The following is an 18990-nucleotide window of genomic DNA, read 5'->3' on the forward strand; positions in this document are numbered from 1 at the left end:
CCATGGCCCGACTCGCGCGCCGCCGGCCGCTGGATTTCTGGCCCGGCTTCGTCGACGCCCTCGCCTCGCTGCTGATGGTGATGGTGTTCGTGATCCTGATCTTCGTCATCGGCCAGTTCGTGCTCGCCGACGCGGTGAGCGGCCGCGACCGCGCGCTCGCCCAGCTCGAGGCCGAGCTCGCCACCCTCGCCAGGACACTGAGCCTGGAACAGAGCGCGCGCCAACGAGCGGAGGCCGAGGTCGGCGAGCTCTCGGCCTCGCTGAGCGCCGCCCGGCGCGAGAGCGAAGCGCGCGGCAACGAGCTGCTCGCCGCGCGCGACGAGCTCCACGCCGCCCAGGACGAGGCGCGCAGCCGCCGCGAGGAGGCCACCCGCATCGTTGCCGACATCGAGGCCCTGCAGCGCCTGAAGACCGAGCTCGAGGCCGAGGCCGCCCGCCTGGCGAGCGCACTCGACACCTCGGAGCGCGGCCTGAAGGAACACAAGGAGATGTCCGCCGCCGCGATCGCCCAGGTCGAGTTGCTCAATCGCCAGCTCGCCGCGGTGCGCGAGCAACTCGAGCAGCTCAATGCGGCACTCGACGCCGCCAAGCTCGCGGCCAAGGACAAGGATCTGAAGCTCGAGGAGCTCGGCCGCGAGCTCAACCTGGCGCTTGCCGGCCGCGTCAAGGAACTCGCACGTTACCGCTCCGAGTTCTTCGGCCGCCTGCAGGAGGTGCTCGGCAAGCGCAAGGACGTGCAGATCGTCGGCGACCGCTTCGTCTTCTCCAGCGAGGTGCTGTTCGCCTCCGCCTCGGACGAGGTCAGCGCCGACGGCATGGTCCAGCTCACCCGCCTGGCCGAGACGCTGAAGACGCTGTCCGCCGACATGCCCAAGGACCTGCCCTGGGTCCTGCAGGTGGACGGCCACACCGACCGCCGCCCGATCGCCACCGCCCGCTTCCCGTCGAACTGGGAGCTATCGACCGCCCGCGCCCTCGCCATCGTCAAGTTCCTGCGCGGCCAGGGCATCCCGCCCGAGCGCCTGGCCGCGACCGGCTACGGGGAGTTCCACCCGCTCGATGCGCGCAGCACCGAGGAAGCCTACACGCGCAACCGCCGCATCGAGCTCAAGCTGACAAGCCGGTGAGGCGATGCCGCGCAGGAGGCGACGCACAGGGGCACGACGTCAGGAGCAAGGCGTCCCCCCTTCCCGCTTCGCCTGCTCCAGGTCGCGGACGACCAGCGACAGCGCCTCGGTCGACAACAACACCTCGACCAGCGAAAGCACCAACGACACCGCGAGCGTCACGATGCTGGTGCCGAACATCCATTTGCCGGCCACCTCGGCCTCGAGGAAGAGCGCGAGCATGGACAGCGCGCAGAGCAGGAAGCTCAGCACGCCAAAGCCTTGCATGTACTGGGTGAGGGTGATCCGGCGCTTGAGCCCGGGGAGCTGGCACTGCACCAGCGCGGCGCCGCGATCGGGCGAGGCGTTGAGCTGGCGGATCACCTGGGCAAGCGTGAGGAAGCGGTTGGTGTAGGCGAGCAGCAGCAGCGAGATCGCCGGGAAGAGCAAGGCGGGGGTGGTGAGGTTCATGGCTGCGGGCGCGTTCGGGGACGGCCGCCATTGTCACACACCGCACGATCGCGACTTGCGTCGCTCCCACATATCGCGACTCGCGTTGCTCCTTCCGCCACCTCCCGAAGCGCGGAGGTTTTCCGTAGGAGCGACGCGAGTCGCGATTGCAGCGTGATTACATGCTGCGGCGGTACTGCCCGCCCACCTTGTACAGCGCCTCGGTGATCTGCCCCAGCGAGCAGTAGCGCACCGCATCGACCAGCACCTCGAACACGTTGGTGTTGTCGATGACGGCCTGCTGCAGCTTGGCCTGCCACTTGGGCGCCTGGTCCTTGTTGCGGGCGTGGAAGTCGGCAAGGCGCTTCAACTGGCCCTGCTTCTCCTCCTCGGTCGAACGGGCGAGCTCGATCTCCTGCTGCGCCTGGCCCTTCGGATTGAGGAAGGTGTTCACGCCGATGATCGGGTAGGAGCCGTCGTGCTTCTTGTGCTCGTAGTAGAGCGACTCCTCCTGGATCTTGCCGCGCTGGTAGCCGGTTTCCATGGCACCGAGCACGCCGCCACGCGACGCGATGGCCTCGAACTCCTTCAACACGGCTTCCTCGACGAGGTCGGTGAGCTCCTCGATGATGAAGGCGCCCTGGTTGGGGTTCTCGTTCTTGGCCAGGCCCCACTCGCGGTTGATGATGAGCTGGATCGCCATCGCACGCCGCACGGACTCCTCGGTCGGCGTGGTGATCGCTTCGTCGTAGGCGTTGGTATGCAGCGAGTTGCAGTTGTCGTAGATCGCGATCAGCGCCTGCAGCGTGGTGCGGATGTCGTTGAAGTCCATCTCCTGCGCGTGCAGCGAGCGGCCGGAGGTCTGCACGTGGTACTTCAGCTTCTGGCTGCGCTCGTTGGCGCCGTACTTGTTCTTCATCGCCACCGCCCAGATGCGACGGGCGACGCGGCCGATAACCGAGTACTCGGGGTCCATGCCGTTGCTGAAGAAGAAGGACAGGTTGGGCGCGAAGTCGTCGATGTGCATGCCGCGCGCGAGGTAGGACTCCACGTAGGTGAAGCCGTTCGACAGCGTGAAGGCGAGCTGGCTGATCGGGTTGGCGCCGGCTTCGGCGATGTGATAGCCGGAGATCGACACCGAATAGAAGTTCTTCACGTCGTGATGGACGAAGTACTCCTGGATGTCGCCCATCATCTTGAGCGCGAACTCGGTACTGAAGATGCAGGTGTTCTGGCCCTGGTCTTCCTTCAGGATGTCGGCCTGCACGGTGCCGCGCACGGTCGACAGCGTCCATTCCTTGATCTTCTGCAGCTCGTCCTCGGTGGGATCACGGCCGTTGTCGGCCTTGAACTTGGCCACCTGCTGGTCGAGCGCGGTGTTGAAGAAGAAGGCGAGGATGATCGGCGCCGGGCCGTTGATGGTCATCGACACCGAGGTGGTCGGGCAGCACAGGTCGAAGCCGTCGTAGAGCACCTTCATGTCGTCGAGCGTGGCGATCGACACGCCGGAGTTGCCGATCTTGCCGTAGATGTCCGGACGCAGGTCGGGGTCGCAGCCGTACAGGGTGACCGAGTCGAAGGCGGTGGACAGGCGGTGCGCCGGCATGCCCTCGGAGACCTTCTTGAAGCGGCGATTGGTGCGGAAGGCATCGCCCTCGCCCGCGAACATGCGGGTGGGGTCCTCGCCCTCGCGCTTGAACGCGAACACGCCGGCGGTGTAGGGGAAGGAGCCGGGAACGTTCTCCTTCATCAGGAACTTGAGCGTCTCGCCCGCGTCCTCGAAGTTGGGCAGCGCCACCTTGCGGATCTTGCTGCCCGACAGCGAGGTGCTGGTGAGCTGGGTGCGGATCTCCTTGTCGCGGATCTTCACCACGTACTCGTCGGCGGCGTAGAGCTCGCGCGTCTTCGGCCACATGTCGAGCAGCTTCTTCGCGGCCGGGGTGAGCTCGCCGTCCTTCCAGTCGATGAGTTCCGCGAACGAGCCCGCGTCCTTGCCGCACTGCTCGAAGAGGCCCTTGGCGATCTTCAGCGACTGGCGCTCGCGCGCGACGCGAGCCTGCTGCTCGATGTGCTTGTGGTAGCCGCGCACGGTGTCGGCGATCTCGGCGAGGTAGCGCGTGCGGTCGGCGGGGACGATGGCGCGACCTTCGGACGAGGCGCGCACCTTGACCACCGGCAGCTTGCTCTTGGCGACCTTGAGGCCCTTGCCGACGAGCGCCGGCAGCACGGCCTGATAGAGCGCGGTGACGCCGTCGTCGTTGAAGCGCGCGGCCATGGTGCCGAACACCGGCATCTCTTCGGGGCGCTGGTTGAACAGCTCGCGGTTGCGCTGGTACTGCTTGGCAACGTCGCGCAGCGCGTCCAGCGCGCCCTTGCGGTCGAACTTGTTGATGGCGACGAAGTCGGCGAAGTCGAGCATGTCGATCTTCTCGAGCTGGCTGGCGGCACCGAACTCCGGGGTCATGACGTACAGCGACAGATCGACGAAGGGCACGATCGCGGCGTTGCCCTGGCCGATGCCGGAGGTCTCGACGATGACGAGGTCGAAGCCCGCGAGCTTGCACGCGGCGATGACTTCGGGCAGCGCGGCGGAGACTTCCGAGCCGGTGTCGCGGGTGGCGAGCGAGCGCATGTAGATGTTGGCGTGCTCGATCGCGTTCATGCGGATGCGGTCGCCGAGCAGCGCGCCGCCGGTGCGCTTGCGCGAGGGGTCGATGGAGACGATGGCGAGCTTGAGCTTGTCGTCCTGGTCGAGGCGGAAGCGGCGCACCAGCTCGTCGGTCAGCGAGGACTTGCCCGCGCCGCCGGTGCCGGTGATGCCGAGCGTCGGCACCTTGGTCTTGGCCGCGGCCTCGATCAGCGCCTTCTTGACCTCGTCGCCGTAGCCGCCGTTCTCCAGCGCGGTGATGATCTGCGCGAGCGCGCGGCGATCGCCGGCGGCGAGCGCCTTGAGCACCGCATCGGCCTTCTGCGGCGCGGCCTTGGCGACGTCGACGTCGCAGCGCTCGACGACGCTGTTGATCATGCCCTGAAGGCCCATCTTGGCGCCGTCTTCGGGCGAGAAGATGTGGGTGACGCCGTACTCGTGGAGTTCCTTGATCTCGGCCGGCACGATCACGCCGCCACCGCCGCCGAAGACCTTGATGTTCTCGCCGCCGTTGGCGCGCAGCAGGTCGATCATGTACTTGAAGAACTCGACGTGACCACCCTGGTAGGAGGTGATCGCGATGCCCTGCACGTCCTCCTGCAGCGCCGCATTGACGATCTCGCCGACCGAGCGGTTGTGACCGAGGTGGATGACCTCGGAGCCGGTCGACTGCAGGATGCGGCGCATGATGTTGATGGACGCGTCATGGCCGTCGAACAGCGCGGCAGCGGTGACGAAACGCACCTTGTTCTTCGGCTTGTAGGGCGACAGCTTGTGCGCAACGCTCAGATCGGTCATGTCGTTCGTCTCCAGGTGGGTGTGAACATCCCTGCAATATTAGAAGGGTCTTCACGCCTTTGCCATTGCGCTTGCCGACGAGGATCGTGCAAAATCCGCCAAATCGAGCAACCGATGGCGCGCTCGGCGGCTTGCCGGTTGCCGCTTTCCCGTGGGAGCGACGCAAGTCGCGATTGCAGCGCTACCACGGACGATGACGACGGCAGGCACCGGATGCGGAAATCGCAACGTGTGCCGCGCCTGCACAGCGCAGCGTCGCGAAGCCTCTGCGCAGCGCCGGCTCGATCCCTCCACCCAAGCCAGGAGCCCGCCCTGTCGACTCCCAGCCTTTCCGCTTCAGCGATCCCCCGCCGTAGCCGCGCCACGGTCGCGCCCGGCTTCGTCACCGGCATGCTGGCCGGGCTGCAGCGGCGCGGACTCGATGCGACGCCGCTGCTCGCACGCGCCGGGATCGACCTTGCAGAAACCGACACGCGCATCCCAGTCGAGCGCTACGCCCTGCTCTACAACCTGTGCGTGGAGGCACTTGAAGACGAGGCCTTCGGTCTGCTCCCGGAGCCGATGCGCCCGGGCAGCTTCGAGTTCCTCTGCCGCGCGCTGCTCGGCGCGCCCACGCTGGGCGAGGCCCTGCTGCGCGCGATCCGCTTCCTGCGCATCGTGTTGCCCGCCTTCCGCATCGAGCTGCGGATGGACGGCGCGCGCGCCGAGTTGCTGCTGGACGACGGCGGCAGCCTCGGCCCCGGGCTCGACGCCCCGGCGCGCGTGTTCGCCTACGAATGGCTGCTGCGCCTGCTGCACGGCGTGGCGAGCTGGTTCGTCGGCCGCGGCCTGGCGCTCGACGCGGTCGCCTTCCCGTACGCACGCCCGGCCCATGCGGACGACTACGCGCTCGTCTACACCGAGCATTCGAGCTTCGACGCGCCGCAGCTGGCCGCCCGCCTGCAGGCCAACCTGCTGGCGCTGCCGCTGCGCCGCGACGAGGCGGCGCTGGTCGGCTTCCTCGAGGGCGCACCGGGAAAGATCACCACCCTCTACCGGCGCGACCGCGAGATGGTCTTCCGCGTGCGCGACATCCTGCGCGACGCGCTGCCGCAGAACCTTTCGCTCGAAGAGGTCGCCGAGCGCCTGCACGTGTCGCCGCGCACCCTGCACCGGCGGCTGGAGGATGAGGGCTCGGGATTCCGCAACATCAAGGAGGCCACCCGCCGCGACATCGCCTATGCGCGCCTGGCCAAGACCCGCCAGCCCATCGCCCGCATCGCGGCCGAGCTCGGCTACGCCGACCCGTCCACCTTCTACCGCGCCTTCGTCGCCTGGAGCGGCATGTCGCCGGAGCAGTTCCGGCACCGGCTGGCGGGCAACGACAGTCTTCCCGCGGCGTCTGCCGGTCCGGACAGGCGCCCTGCCCCAACCCCCCGTGTCACCGCCGGACGGCAGCGATCACGCGAATTCGGTCCGACCGAGGCATAGCTGGAGTCGCCCCTTGCGGGCGTCGATGCGATACAGGGGCGCATGCCCAGCAAGCGCTGCGTCGTCCGCTCCCGCTCCCCCCGCCAGGGTCCTGACCACCTCCGCCATGAACTCGTCGAGCGGGCCCAGCTCGTGCACGAACGAGGGCACCACCGCGAGCACGGCGCGACTGTAGGATGCCGCCTGGTCGATGAAGTCGAACGCGTCCACCGCCGGGGCGGGCGGGAACAGCGCAGCGGCCAGGCGCCCCGGGTCGCCGGCATCCAGCGCTGCATTCAGTTCGTCGCGTTCGTCGCCGATGCCGCAATGCGTCCGCCAAGGCCGCCAGAAGGCGTGGAGCGCAAGCGCCAGCGCGCGGCCGCGCGGGTCACCCGATCCGCAGCGCGCGATCGATGCGGCGACACGACCGACGATCTCGCCATAGAAGTCCATCGTGTAGGTGTCCACCGGCTCGGGGATCGCCTGGAAGACGTAGGCGTAGAGCGTGGCCCGACCATGGGCACGGGCAGCCGCGTCGACCTCGTCGGCAGCCAGCGCGAGATCGCCGAGCAGGCGATAGTCGTTGGCGATGAGTTCGGAGTCGCGCCCCGCGAGCGGCGCCCGCTCGCCAAACTCGCCGGCGCCCTCGGCCAGGGAACGCAGGGCATGCGGGCGGGCATCGGCGAACTCGCCGCGCTCGAGCAGGTATTGGGCCACATAGAACTCGATCCAGGCCGCGACCCAGGACACGCCGTCGTCGAGAAACAGCGAGCGCGCCGCCTCGTAGAAGCGCAAGGCCTCGTCGCGCTCGTCACGCCCATAGGCCCGTGCTTCGGCAAGGAAGAAATCGGTGAAGGCACGCACCCGTCGGGCGTCCTCGCCGGTGATGTGGCGGCCATCGCCATCGAGGCCGAGCGCCTTGCGTATCCCGAGCAGCGCGCTCTCGGCGCGCACCCAGTCGCCGCCGGCACGCTTGTCGGGGCCCGCCGGGTAGGCATCCTGGAACGCGGCCACCTGATCGATCAAGGCACGCGCCCGCGCGTCTAGTTCGCGCTGCCTCCACTCTACGACCAGCCGCTCGCAGAACGGGAAGCGCTGGTAGTAGCCCCACCACCAGAACGCATCGAAGAACACGCGCAGGAAAGCCAGCACGCCCGCCACCGAGTCGCCGCTGTGGGCGGTGTGGTACAGGCAGGCGTCCTTGGTCTCCTGCCACTCCGCCCATTCGTGGCGATACCAGCTCAGATAGGCATCCGGATCGCTCTCGATCGAGCCCCGCAGCTTCTCGGCATAGAAGGCGAGCGCCTTGCGATGCAGCGCCTGCGAGCGCTGCAGGGGCAAGCGGGTGCGCGCGTACTCGGCGATGATGCGGTGCATCGTGAACACGTCCTTGCCCACCTGCTCGATCAGCCCGATGTCGCCGATGTCCTCCAGTGTCTGTTCGTCGGCCTCCCCCACGGCGAGCGCGATGTCGCGGCCGAAGGCGTTCGGCTTGGGACGGAAGATGGACAGCGCGGTCGCCGCGTCGCGCGCCGCGTCGCTGCGCAGCGCGCCGAAGGACAGTTCGATCACCTCCCCCAGCGTGCGCTGGTCTTCAGGACGCAGCAGCCCGAGCCGGCGGCCCGCCTGCGCCACCTCGTCGTAGGCGCGGCGCAGGCGTGCGGGATCGGCATGCGCTTCGCTCGCCGCCCGGCGCAAGACCTTGCCCACCAGCACGATCGCCAGCGGCAGGCCCTGCAGGGTTCCGAGCAGGGCCTTGGCGGCCATCGGATCCGCCTCGACGGCGCCCGGGGCGACCTCGCACAGGAGGCCGAAGGCCTGCGGCGGGTCCAGCTCCGGGACCAGCTCGCCGGCGCCGAGCTCCTTCGCCACCGTCTTCGAGCGCGTGGTGGACAGGAAGACACAGCGCGGACCCAGCTCCATGAAACGCCTTGCATCCTCGGTGCGCCACACGTCGTCGAGCACCACGAGCATGCAGCGGTCGCCGATGGCGTCCTGCAGCGCACGCAGCCAAAGCTCCTTGTCGTCGAAACTGTTCATGCGCTCGGCCGGGATGCCGAGCGCTTCGCCCCATGCACGCAGCTCCGCGCTGTCGACGTGTTGCCGGCCGAGATTGGCCCACAAGACGCCGTCGAAATGCCCGAGGATCTTGTCGCGCTCGCGCAGCAGTTCCTGCGCGACCGTGGTCTTGCCGACGCCGGGCAGGAACAGCAGGCTGGTGTCGACGCCGTCCCGCAGCTTGCGCCACACACGGTCGACGAGCTCCGCGCGCCCCACCACGTGGTAATCGCGCACGGGCTCGCGCACCAGCCAGGGCTTCGCCCCTGCGCCCGCCCCGCCCGCGGGCGCACGCGGACTCGCGCCCCGCAGGGCATCGATGCGCCGCGTGATGAAGGCCTCGAGGTGCTCTCCGAGCGCCTTCCCGAAGCTGGTCGGCGTATCGAAGGTGTTCACGCCGCCCTTGAGCGAACCATCGGGATTCTGGAATGCCCGCACGAAGTAAGCTTCCACCGCCCTGTACTGCGCGAGCTTTTCGTCGACGCGTTGGGCCTTGAGGTCATCACCCGAGATCTCGAGCGGACGGGTGCATCGGTAGACCCACACATCGCGGCCGCGATCCCTTGCATCCTCGAGTTCCCAGACGGTTCCCGACTCGAAGGCACTGCCGTCGTCACGGCGGAACGAGTTCGGCAGGCGCGTGCCGATGCGGGACCACAGGATGACCACCGTGAGCTCGCAATCCCGCGGCCGGCCCAGGTAGTCGATGACCGAATCCTCCGGCGTCGCCGACGCCGCCATCGGCACCTGGGCAAGGTCGTCGTCCCATTCGACGGTGTCGAGCGTCACCTTTCCGCGCGCGAACCAGCGCCGCTGCATGCCGTTGATGACCTCGAGCGCCAGCTTGCGCTCGGCCGCGACATCACCTGGCGAGGCGACGAAGACGCGCAGATTCTCGGGCGGCGCCGGCATTCACAAAGCCCCTTCGACCCGCCCGCCGTCCAGCGTGAAGGCGTACTCGCGCACGGTCGTGCACACCTGTACCCGGTAATCGCTGAAGTACCGACTGCGGCCCCGCGCCTGGATCTCCCGGTGCTCGGGGTGGTCGCGCCATGCGGCGAGGGTCTCCAGCGAGTCGAACTCGACGATGGAAACGAACTCGCCATCGTCCGCCGCGAAATCCTTGTACGAGACGTAGCCCGGCATGGATGCGGCCACCTGGAACATGCGGGCGCCCACACCTTCGAGTTCCGCCTCGTCGACGCCCGCGCGCAGGCGCGTGCGGAATACGATCACGACCATGACGTCCTCCCGCGCTTCCGGTTCGCATCCGCGCCCCGCCCGCCGGCGAATCGGATGCATTCCCATGATAGTCAAGCTTTCGCGCCCGCGCCGAGGAGAGGCCGCCCGACACAAGGTCGCGGAGCCTTGTCGCCCACCGCGGTGAACGCCACAGGCATCGCGACGCGAGATGTGCAAACATCGCGCTCATGATCCTCGAAACTCGCCACACCGGAGACTGCCGCGAGCATGGCAAGATCGCCCTCCCCTCAGGCTGAACCCGCCGCCTTCACTCCGGAGCAGCTCCGGCGGCACGACCTGCTGCTGGCCGGACTCGATCTGCTCGACCAGGCCATCGCGGTGTTCGACACCACGCCCAAGCTCGTCACCTGGAACAAGGCCCTGGTGCGCCTGCTCGATTTCCCTGAGGCGCTGGTGCGCGTCGGCACCCCGTTCGAGGCCTTCGTGCGCTTCAACGCCGAACGCGGCGAATACGGCGAAGGCGACATCGAAACCCTGGTCGCGAAGCGCATGGCGGCGGCACGGGCCTTCCTGCCGCACTACGTCGAACGCGCACGGCCCAACGGCACGGTGCTGGCGGTACGCGGGGTGCCGATTCCCAACCTCGGTTTCGTGTCGCTATGGACCGACATCACCGAGCAGCGTCGCTACGAGGCGCTGATCCAGCAGCAGAACGCGCAGCTCGAAGCGCGCGTGCGCGAGCGCACGGCGGAGCTGGAGCAGGCCAACAGCGAGATCGACCAGATCGCCGGCGCGCTGCGTCGCAGCGAACACCGCCTGCAACTGATCATCGACTCCATCCCCGCGCTGATCGCGTATGTGGACGGCGGCGAGATCTACCGCTTCGCCAACCGCGGCTACGCCGAATGGTTCGGCTATCCGAAGGACGAGATCGTCGGCCGCAGCATTCGCGAGGTGGTCGGCGAGGACGCCTACGCCCAGATCCGCTCGCAGGTCGAGCGCGCGCGCACCGGCGAGCGTGTGTGCTACGAATACAGTCGCGTCGGGACCGACGGTCGCACGCTGCATGCACGCAGCGTGGTGGTGCCCGAGATCGGCACCGACGGGCGCACGGTGGTGGGCTTCTTCGTCATGACCACCGACATCACGGAACAGAAGGCCAACCAGGCCGCGCTGGTGCAGGCGCAGAAGATGGAGGCGGTGGGCCAGCTCACCGGCGGGCTGGCGCACGACTTCAACAACCTGCTCACCATCATCATCGGCAACCTCTCCGCACTGCAGCAGCGCATCGGCGCCGGGCCGGGGGCGGAGTTCGTCGATCCCTCGCTGCAGGCGGCACGGCGCGGCGCCGAGCTGATCCGCCGCCTGCTCACCTTCTCGCGCCGGCAGTCGCTCGCCCCCACCGCGGTCGAGGTCGGCGCGCTCGTGCACAACATGACGCACCTGCTCGCGCGCACCCTGGGCGAGACCATCCGCATCCATCTGCGCCTGCCCGGCGAGCCGGTGCACGCGCTGGTCGACCCGCACCAGCTCGAAAACGCGATCCTCAACCTCGCGATCAACGCACGCGACGCCATGCCCGTGGGCGGCGAGCTGACCATCGGCGTGAGTCGCCGCCAGCTCGACGAGGCCCTCGCAGGGGTGGTCGAGGTGGCGGCCGGCGACTACGTGCAGATCGACGTCGGCGATACCGGCAAGGGCATCGAGCCGGCCGTGCTGCAGCGCGTGTTCGAGCCCTTCTTCACCACCAAGGACTTCGGCAGCGGCAGCGGGCTGGGCCTGTCGATGGTGTATGGCTTCGTACGCCAGTCGGGCGGCAACATCCGCATCCTCAGCACGCCGGGGCGCGGCACGCACGTGCGCTTCGTGCTGCCCACGGCGGCGGCGGCCGTGACTGCCCCCGAGCGCGCAGCGCCCGCGACGGCCCGCGCGCGCGCGCTCGACGGCCCGGTGCTGCTGGTGGAGGACGAGCCCGAGGTGCGCAAGGTGGTGCGCATGCAGCTCACCAGCCTGGGCCACGTCGTGATCGAGGCCGCCGACGGCGTCGAGGCGCTCGGGCTGCTGCAGAACGTCGACGACATCGCGCTGCTGGTGAGCGACACGGTGATGCCGGGCGGCATCGGCGGCCGCGAGCTCGCCCGCCGCGCGCGCACGCTGCGCCCGCAGCTGCCGATCCTGCTGGTGACCGGCTACGCCAGCGAGGCGACGCCGACCGACGAGCTCCCCGCCGACGTGCCGACGCTGCGCAAGCCCTTCGATCAGGCCGCGCTGGCGGGCGCGCTGGCGGCCCTGCTCGGGCCCGAACCGGGGGCGGCGGCAGGGGTCGAAGACGCGTCGCCGACTGCGCCGGCCGCCGACGGAGAAGCACGATCCCGCATCATGAACACCACCACGGAGCCTCGCCCCCAATGACCCAGAGCCCGATCGACCCCTCCCAGGCCCGGATCTTCGTGCTCGAGGACGACCCCGAGGTCGCCCGCCTGATCTGCATGAGCCTGGCCGAATACGGCTTCCGCTGCGAACAGATGCGCGCCGGCCGTCAGCTGCTCGAGCGCGCGCGCCAGCTCGCCCCCGACCTCTGCATCGTGGACCTCGGCCTGCCCGACATGGACGGCATGCAGGTGGTGCGCGAGCTACAGGACGGCAGCCCGTGCGCAGTGCTGATCCTGACCGGCCGCAACGACGTGACCGACCGCGTGCTCGGTCTCGAGCTCGGCGCCGACGACTACATCGTCAAGCCCTTCGAGCCGCGCGAGCTGGTCGCCCGCGTACGCTCCATCCTGCGCCGCTACCAGCGCTCCGCCAGCGCCGACAGCGCCGGCGAACGCAGCACGGCGCGCTTCGCCGGCTGGACCTTCGACGCCAACCGCCACGCCCTCCTCGCCCCCGACGGCCGCGAGGTCCCGCTTTCCGCAGCCGAGGCCGGCCTCCTCGCCACCCTGCTGCGTCGCCCCAACAAGATCCTGTCGCGCGAACAGCTCCTCGGCGAACGCGACGTCGATCCCTTCGACCGCAGCATCGACGTCCGCATCTCGCGCCTGCGCCGCAAGCTCGACGACGACCCGCAGAACCCCCGCCTGATCAAGACGGTGTATGGCGCGGGGTATCTGTTTGCGGTGCAGGTGGAGTGGGTGTGAGAGGCCAAGGGGCAGGCCGGGACCACCACAGCTTCAGGAGCCGCGCTGGCGCCTGGCCTCGAACAGGCAGATGCCGCTGGCGACGGACACGTTGAGGCTCTCGACGCTGCCGTGCATCGGGATGCGCGCGAGCTCGTCGCAGGTCTCGCGGGTGAGGCGGCGCAGGCCGTCGCCCTCGGCGCCGAGCACCCAGGCGACGGGGACCTTCTGGTCGACCCCGTAGAGGGTCTTCTCGGCCTCGCCGGCGGCGCCGACGACCCACACGCCGGCGTCCTGCATCTCGCGCAGCGCGCGCGCGAGATTGGTGACGGTAATGTAGGGCACGGTGTCGGCGGCGCCGCTGGCGACCTTGACGGCGGTGGCGTTGAGACCCACCGCGCGATCCTTGGGCGCGACCACGGCGTGGGCGCCGGCAGCATCGGCCACGCGCAGGCAGGCGCCGAGGTTGTGCGGATCCTGCACGCCGTCGAGGACGAGGATGAGCGCGTTCTCGTCGAGGCTGTCGAGCACGTCGGCGAGCTTGATCTCGCGCCGGGTGGCGTCGACCTTGGCGACCACCCCCTGGTGGCGGCGGGTCCCGACGAGGGCGTCGAGCTTGTCGCCCTCGCTCTGGGTGATGCGTACGCCGGCACTCTCGGCCTGGGCGAGGAACTTGCGCACGCGCGCGTCCTTGCGATCGGCGGTGAGGAAGATCTCGAGCACCGAGTCGGGCGCGTGGCGCAGCTTGGCGGAGACGGCGTGGAAGCCGTAGATCAGCCGGGTGGGTGTGTTTTCGGGTGCTTTAGCCACGGTCGGAGCCCTTTGTGGTGGTCTTGCGGCCGGCACGTCGGGCCGGTACCGGGGGCGCGGATTCTAGCGCCTCGGCGGCGGACGCGGCGGGGACTTCGGTCGCGGTGCCGGCGACGGCCTTCTTCGCGCGCTTGCCGCGTGTCTTGGGCGCGGCGGGCGGAGCCGCATCCGGCGTAACCTCGAGCACCGGTGCGACGACGACCTCGGCGACCGTTGCGATCGCAGCCTTCTTCGCACGCTTGCCGCGCGCCTTGGGCGCGACAGGTTCCGCGGCGGCGGGCACAGGCTCGATCGCCGGCGCAGCCACGACCTCGGCCACCTGCCCGGCGACCACCTTCTTCGCGCGCTTGCCGCGCGCCTTGGGCGTCGCCGACGCCTCGGCAGCAGTCACAGACTCGCCCACCGGTGCGACGAGCACCTCCGCGACCACTTCGGGCGCAGCCTTCTTCGCCCGCTTGCCGCGCGCCTTGGGCGCGGCGGGCTCCGCTGGGGCAGCCGTGGACTCGACCGCCGGCGCGACGGGCACCTCCGCAAGCGCTTCGGGTGCGGCCTTCTTCGTCCGCTTGCCGCGCACCTTGGGCGCGGCGGGCTCCGCTGCGGCAGGCACAGCCTCGACCACCGGCGCAGGTGTGGCCTCGACCCTCTCCTCCACCTCAGCCTTCTTGCTGCGCGGCTTGCGCGCCTTCTTCCCTTCCACGGGCACGACCTCCGCGGCCACCACTTCGGCGACCTTCGGCGGGGCTTTGGCCTCGACCGGGAGCGGCCCCTCGATGAGGCGGAAGTCGATCTTGTTGGTGGCCATATCCACCCGCACGAGCTGCACCTTGACCCGGTCGGACAGGCGGAACTGCTTGCCGGTGCGCTCACCCATGAGCGCATGGCGGGTCTCGTCGTAGTGGAAGTAATCGCTGCCGAGGTCGGAGATGTGCAGCAGCCCCTCGATGAAGATGTCGTCGAGCGCCACGAAGAGACCGAAAGGCACCACCGCCGACACGCTGCCAACGAACTCCTCGCCGACGCGGTCCTGCATGAAGTAGCACTTGAGGAAGGCGACCACGTCGCGGGTGGCGTCGTCGGCGCGGCGCTCGGTCATCGAGCAGTGCAGGCCGATCTGCTCCCAGTCGCCGGGGCGGTACTGCTCGCCGGCGAGCGCGGCCTTGATGCCGCGGTGGATCAGCAGGTCGGGATAGCGCCGGATCGGTGAGGTGAAGTGGGTATAGGACTCGTAGGCGAGGCCGAAGTGGCCGACGTTGTCCGGGCTGTACATCGCCTGCTTGAGCGAACGCAGCATGACGGTCTGCAACAATTGGGCGTCGGGGCGGTCCTTGACCTGCTCGAGCAGCCTGGCGAAGTCGGCGGCGCGCGGCTCGTCGCCGCCGCCGAGGCCGAGGCCGAACTCCTTGAGGAACTCGCGCAGCTTGGCGAGCTTGTCCTCGGAGGGCGAGTCGTGGACGCGGTACAACGCCGGGTGCTCGCGCGTGGCGAGGAAGTCGGAGGCGCACACGTTGGCGGCGAGCATGCACTCCTCGATCAGGCGGTGGGCATCGTTGCGCACCTCGGGGACGATCTGCGCGATCTTGCCGTTATCGTCGAAGATCATGCGCGTCTCGGTGGTCTCGAAGTCAATCGCGCCGCGCTTCGCGCGCGCCTTGAGCAGCACGCGGAAGAGCTGGTCGAGCTGCTCGAGGTGGGGGAGCAGCGCGGCAAGTTCGGCGCGCACGGCCGGGTCCTTGTCGTACAGGGACGCCGCAACCTTCGTGTAGGTCAGGCGCGCGTGCGACCAGATCACCGCGGGGTAGAAGCGGTAGTTCCTGATCTCGCCGGTGGCCGCGATGTTCATGTCGGCGACCATGGCCAGGCGCTCGACCTGCGGGTTGAGCGAGCACAGGCCGTTGGAGAGCTTCTCGGGCAGCATCGGGATGACGCGGCGCGGGAAGTACACCGAGTTGCCGCGATCGAAGGCATCCTTGTCGAGCGCGCTGGCGGCATCGACGTAGTGCGAGACGTCGGCGATGGCGACGATGAGGCGGTAACCCTTGCCCTGGCGCTCGCAATACACCGCGTCGTCGAAGTCCTTGGCGGTCTCGCCGTCGATGGTGACCAACGGCAACTTGGTGAGGTCCTCGCGGCCGGCCCAGTCCTTCTTGCGCACCACGTCGGGCAGCTTGCGCGTCTGCGCCTTGGCCTCGGAGGAGAACTCGAAGGGCAGGTCGTGCTTGCGCAGCGCGATCTCGATCTCCATGCCGGGGTCGGCGTAGTTGCCCAGCACCTCGACGATGCGCCCGATCGGCTGGGCGAACTTGGTGGGCTGCTCGACCAGCTCGACGGTGACGATCTGGCCCGGCTCGGGCTTCTTGCGCCCGCCCGGGGCGACCAGGATGTCCTGCGCCAGGCGGCGGTTCTCGGGCACGACGATCATCACGCCGTGCTCGTTGATGACACGACCGACGACGCGGGAGTTGGCGCGCTCGAGCACCTCGACCAGCTTGCCCTCGGGACGGCCGCGGCGGTCCGTGCCGGAGATGCGCACCATGACGCGGTCGCCGTGCAGCACCTCGCGCATCTCCTTGGGACCGAGAAAGACGTCGGGCTCGCCGTCATCGCGGCGCAGGAAGCCGAAGCCGTCGGGGTGGCCCTCGACGCGCCCCTTGATGAGGTCGGCCTTGGCCGGCAGCAGGTAGGCGTCGCGGCGGTTGCGCACGACCTGGCCGTCGCGCTCCATCGCGCGCAGGCGACGGTCGAAGAAGTCGAGCTCGTGCGGGGCGATGTCGAGCGCGCCGGCGAGCTCGGCGAGGGGCATCGGCACGCCGCGCTCGGCGAGGATCTGCAGCACGTATTCGCGGCTGGGGAGCGGGTTGTCGTACTGCTGCGTCTCACGCTCGTAGAAGGGGTCGGCGAGACGGACGGCGCTGGCCTGCACGGCTGCCGCCTTGCGCGCGGCCCGACTGCGGCCAGGGCCGCGCGCCGGGGAGCCGGTGTGCCGAGTGCTGCCTTGGGCGGCGGGTTCGGGCGCGGCGTGCGCGGCAAGTGTGCCGCGCCCGGCCTTGCGCCCGGGCGGGTTGGCGCGCGGCGCAATCTCGCCCTGCTGCGGCGCGGCCTGCGTTCTGCGGGAGGGGGCGCCGGAGCGCTGCTGATCGGTTTTTTTCGTTTTGCGAGTCATTGACAATCTTCTTTGCGTGCTTATAATGCGCGTCTTCTTGCCCAGATGGCGGAATTGGTAGACGCACTAGTTTCAGGTACTAGCGCCGCGAGGCGTGGAGGTTCGAGTCCTCTTCTGGGCACCAGTTTCACGGGAAAGCCGCTCTTCGGAGCGGCTTTTTTGTTTTTGCGCCGTGTTGACGCGGACAAATGCGGCGCACTGGAGGACGCGCGGTGCAGGCTGCATTCGCAGGTCGCGACTTGCGTCCTTGCGGCGGCTCCCACGATGACCTGCGCACAATCGCCGCACGGCGCGGGATCCACGGACACTGCTGCGGGCCGTCCGCAGGAACGATCCGAGTCGCGAGCGGGCGTCGAGTGGGAACACATGCTGGGCGGGATCGAGGTGCCGGCATCGCGAGTCAAAGGCAGCCCCTTCGCTCGGCGACGGAAGGATGCGCCCGATGATGCAAAAAAAACCTTTGCGGAAGTTAAGGCCTTTGCTATTATGCGCCTCCCTGCCCAGATGGCGGAATTGGTAGACGCACTAGTTTCAGGTACTAGCGCTGCGAGGCGTGGAGGTTCGAGTCCTCTTCTGGGCACCAGTTTCACAGGAAAGCCGCTCTTCGGAGCGGCTTTTTTGCGTTTGTGCCATCGTCGCGCGAAGGAAGGTGCGCCATGCGGGCCGGACACGAGGATCGCGACTTGCGTCGCCCCTATGAAAAACGGCGCGGAATTCGCGAACGCTGCGGATGGCGCAACATTCACGGACGGCGCGGGTTGGCCCCGTGCAGGAACGACTCGAGTCGCGATCGAGCGTCGTGCTGGAATTGCGCGGGGGGTGCATTGCCCCCCGGCGGGCGCGGCGGCCGCGGAGTGCGGCCGCACAGGGTGCGGCGGATGCTCAGGCGCCAAAGGGATGGCGGCGGAGGATGGTTTCGTCGCGCTCGGGACCGGTCGAAATGACGTCGATCGGGATCTCGCAGATCTCCTCGATGCGGTGCAGGTAGGTGCGCGCCTCCTGCGGCAGGGCGTCCCAGCTCTGCGCGCCAAACGTGGTGCCGCTCCAGCCTTTCAGGGTCTCGTAGATCGGCTCGCAGCGCGTGACCTCCTCCGAACCCATCGGCAGCAGGTCGATGCGCCTGCCGTCGAGCATGTAGCCGGTACACAGCTTGAGCTCTTCGAGACCGTCGAGCACGTCGAGCTTGGTGATGCACAGGCCGGTCACGCCGTTGATGATGATCGAGCGCTTGAGCGCGGCGAGATCGAGCCAGCCGCAGCGGCGCTTGCGGCCGGTGACGGTGCCGAACTCGCGGCCCTTGGTCGACATCTGCTCGCCGGGCACGCCCTTGGTCTCGATGTCGAGTTCGGTCGGGAAGGGCCCCCCGCCGACGCGGGTGCAATAGGCCTTCGTGATGCCGAGCACGTAATGCAGGCGGCCGGGGCCGACGCCCGAGCCCGCCGCGGCCTGCCCGGCCACGCAGTTGCTCGAGGTGACGAAGGGGTAGGTGCCGTGGTCGATGTCGAGCAGGGTGCCCTGCGCGCCTTCGAACAGCAGCGAGCCGCCCGACTTGTTGATCGCGTAGAGCTCGGCCGAGACATCGGCGACCATCGGCAGCAGCTCGTCGGCGTCGGCCATGGCCTGGTCGAACACGGTCTGGAAATCGACCGGCTCGGCGCCGAGGTGTCGGGTGAGCACGAAGTTGTGGTACTCGAGGTTGGCCTTCAGCTTGGCGGCGAAGCGCTCGCGGTCGAAGAGGTCGTACACGCGCAGCGCACGGCGGGCGACCTTGTCCTCGTAGGTGGGGCCGATACCCTTGCCGGTGGTGCCGATCTTGTCGCCGGCGGACTTGGCGGCCTCGCGCGCACGATCGAGCGCGGCGTGGTAACCGAGGATCAGCGGACAGCCCGGGCTCACGCGCAGGCGGTCGCGCACCTTGATGCCGCCGGCTTCCAGCGTGCGGATCTCGGACAACAGGTGGTGCGCATCGAGCACCACACCGTTGCCGATGAAGCAGGCCACGCCTTCGCGGACGATGCCCGAGGGCACCAGGTTCAGCTTGTATTCGGTCTTGCCGACGACCAGCGTGTGACCGGCGTTGTGGCCACCCTGGAACCGCACCACGCCCTTGGCGTGGTCGGTGAGCCAGTCGACGATCTTGCCCTTGCCTTCATCACCCCACTGGGTGCCGACGACGACGACGTTTTTTGCCAT

11 protein-coding genes and 2 tRNA genes are annotated in these 18990 nt (G+C 68.8%); 6 read left to right on the plus strand and 7 right to left on the minus strand.

Annotation, left to right across the window (positions count from 1 at the left end; all coding sequences use genetic code 11):
* Positions 1-2: 2 nt before the first annotated feature.
* Positions 3-1127 carry a peptidoglycan -binding protein gene (locus tag ACZ5PP_RS08520; protein WP_004298373.1) on the plus strand — a complete coding sequence of 375 codons (1125 nt, stop codon included), beginning with the start codon at positions 3-5 and terminating at the stop codon, positions 1125-1127.
* Positions 1128-1166: 39 nt separating this feature from the next.
* On the opposite strand, the gene ACZ5PP_RS08525 is transcribed toward ACZ5PP_RS08520, so the two are convergent.
* The gene (locus tag ACZ5PP_RS08525) at positions 1167-1577 is read right to left on the minus strand and encodes a DUF2721 domain-containing protein (protein ID WP_004298372.1); all 411 of its coding nucleotides are present in this window, start codon (positions 1575-1577) and stop codon (positions 1167-1169) included.
* Positions 1578-1734: 157 nt separating this feature from the next.
* Positions 1735-5001, minus strand: a complete 3267-nt coding sequence (gene icmF, locus ACZ5PP_RS08530) for a fused isobutyryl-CoA mutase/GTPase IcmF (RefSeq protein ID WP_043743878.1) — start codon at positions 4999-5001, stop codon at positions 1735-1737.
* 390 nt (positions 5002-5391) lie between these two features.
* Between icmF and ACZ5PP_RS08535 the strand changes: the two genes are divergently transcribed.
* Complete coding sequence (locus tag ACZ5PP_RS08535) at positions 5392-6471, plus strand: AraC family transcriptional regulator (RefSeq protein WP_464826953.1); 1080 nt, start codon at positions 5392-5394, stop codon at positions 6469-6471.
* Here ACZ5PP_RS08535 and ACZ5PP_RS08540 read toward each other — a convergent pair.
* A complete protein-coding gene (locus tag ACZ5PP_RS08540) occupies positions 6442-9420 on the minus strand; it encodes an NB-ARC domain-containing protein (protein ID WP_464826954.1) in 2979 nt (992 codons plus the stop codon). The two genes, ACZ5PP_RS08535 and ACZ5PP_RS08540, sit on opposite strands and share 30 nt — an antisense overlap.
* Positions 9421-9750 (minus strand): antibiotic biosynthesis monooxygenase family protein, encoded by a 330-nt coding sequence (locus tag ACZ5PP_RS08545; protein WP_004298368.1) that lies wholly within the window; start codon positions 9748-9750, stop codon positions 9421-9423. It lies immediately after the preceding gene.
* Between the two features lie 228 nt (positions 9751-9978).
* Between ACZ5PP_RS08545 and ACZ5PP_RS08550 the strand changes: the two genes are divergently transcribed.
* Both ACZ5PP_RS08550 and ACZ5PP_RS08555 read left to right on the plus strand, forming a co-directional pair.
* Positions 9979-12123: a PAS-domain containing protein gene (locus ACZ5PP_RS08550; RefSeq protein WP_012585929.1), complete on the plus strand. Its 2145-nt coding sequence runs from the start codon at positions 9979-9981 to the stop codon at positions 12121-12123.
* Positions 12120-12848: a response regulator transcription factor gene (locus ACZ5PP_RS08555; protein WP_043743884.1), complete on the plus strand. Its 729-nt coding sequence runs from the start codon at positions 12120-12122 to the stop codon at positions 12846-12848. The genes ACZ5PP_RS08550 and ACZ5PP_RS08555 overlap by 4 nt, the downstream gene beginning before the upstream one ends.
* A 33-nt stretch (positions 12849-12881) precedes the next feature.
* Here ACZ5PP_RS08555 and rlmB read toward each other — a convergent pair whose 3' ends face one another.
* Both rlmB and rnr read right to left on the minus strand, forming a co-directional pair.
* The gene (gene rlmB / locus ACZ5PP_RS08560) at positions 12882-13637 is read right to left on the minus strand and encodes a 23S rRNA (guanosine(2251)-2'-O)-methyltransferase RlmB (RefSeq protein ID WP_004325955.1); all 756 of its coding nucleotides are present in this window, start codon (positions 13635-13637) and stop codon (positions 12882-12884) included.
* Complete coding sequence (gene rnr, locus ACZ5PP_RS08565) at positions 13630-16797, minus strand: ribonuclease R (protein WP_464826955.1); 3168 nt, start codon at positions 16795-16797, stop codon at positions 13630-13632. Before rnr ends, rlmB begins: the two co-directional genes overlap by 8 nt.
* Before the next feature lie 39 nt (positions 16798-16836).
* Between rnr and ACZ5PP_RS08570 the strand changes: the two genes are divergently transcribed.
* Both ACZ5PP_RS08570 and ACZ5PP_RS08575 read left to right on the plus strand, forming a co-directional pair.
* Positions 16837-16921, plus strand: a tRNA-Leu gene (locus tag ACZ5PP_RS08570).
* Between the two features lie 374 nt (positions 16922-17295).
* Positions 17296-17380, plus strand: a tRNA-Leu gene (locus ACZ5PP_RS08575).
* Positions 17381-17679: 299 nt separating this feature from the next.
* Here the strand turns inward: ACZ5PP_RS08575 and ACZ5PP_RS08580 are convergent.
* Positions 17680-18990 (minus strand): adenylosuccinate synthase, encoded by a 1311-nt coding sequence (locus ACZ5PP_RS08580; RefSeq protein ID WP_004322299.1) that lies wholly within the window; start codon positions 18988-18990, stop codon positions 17680-17682.

Source organism: Thauera sp. DNT-1, from assembly GCF_055393985.1.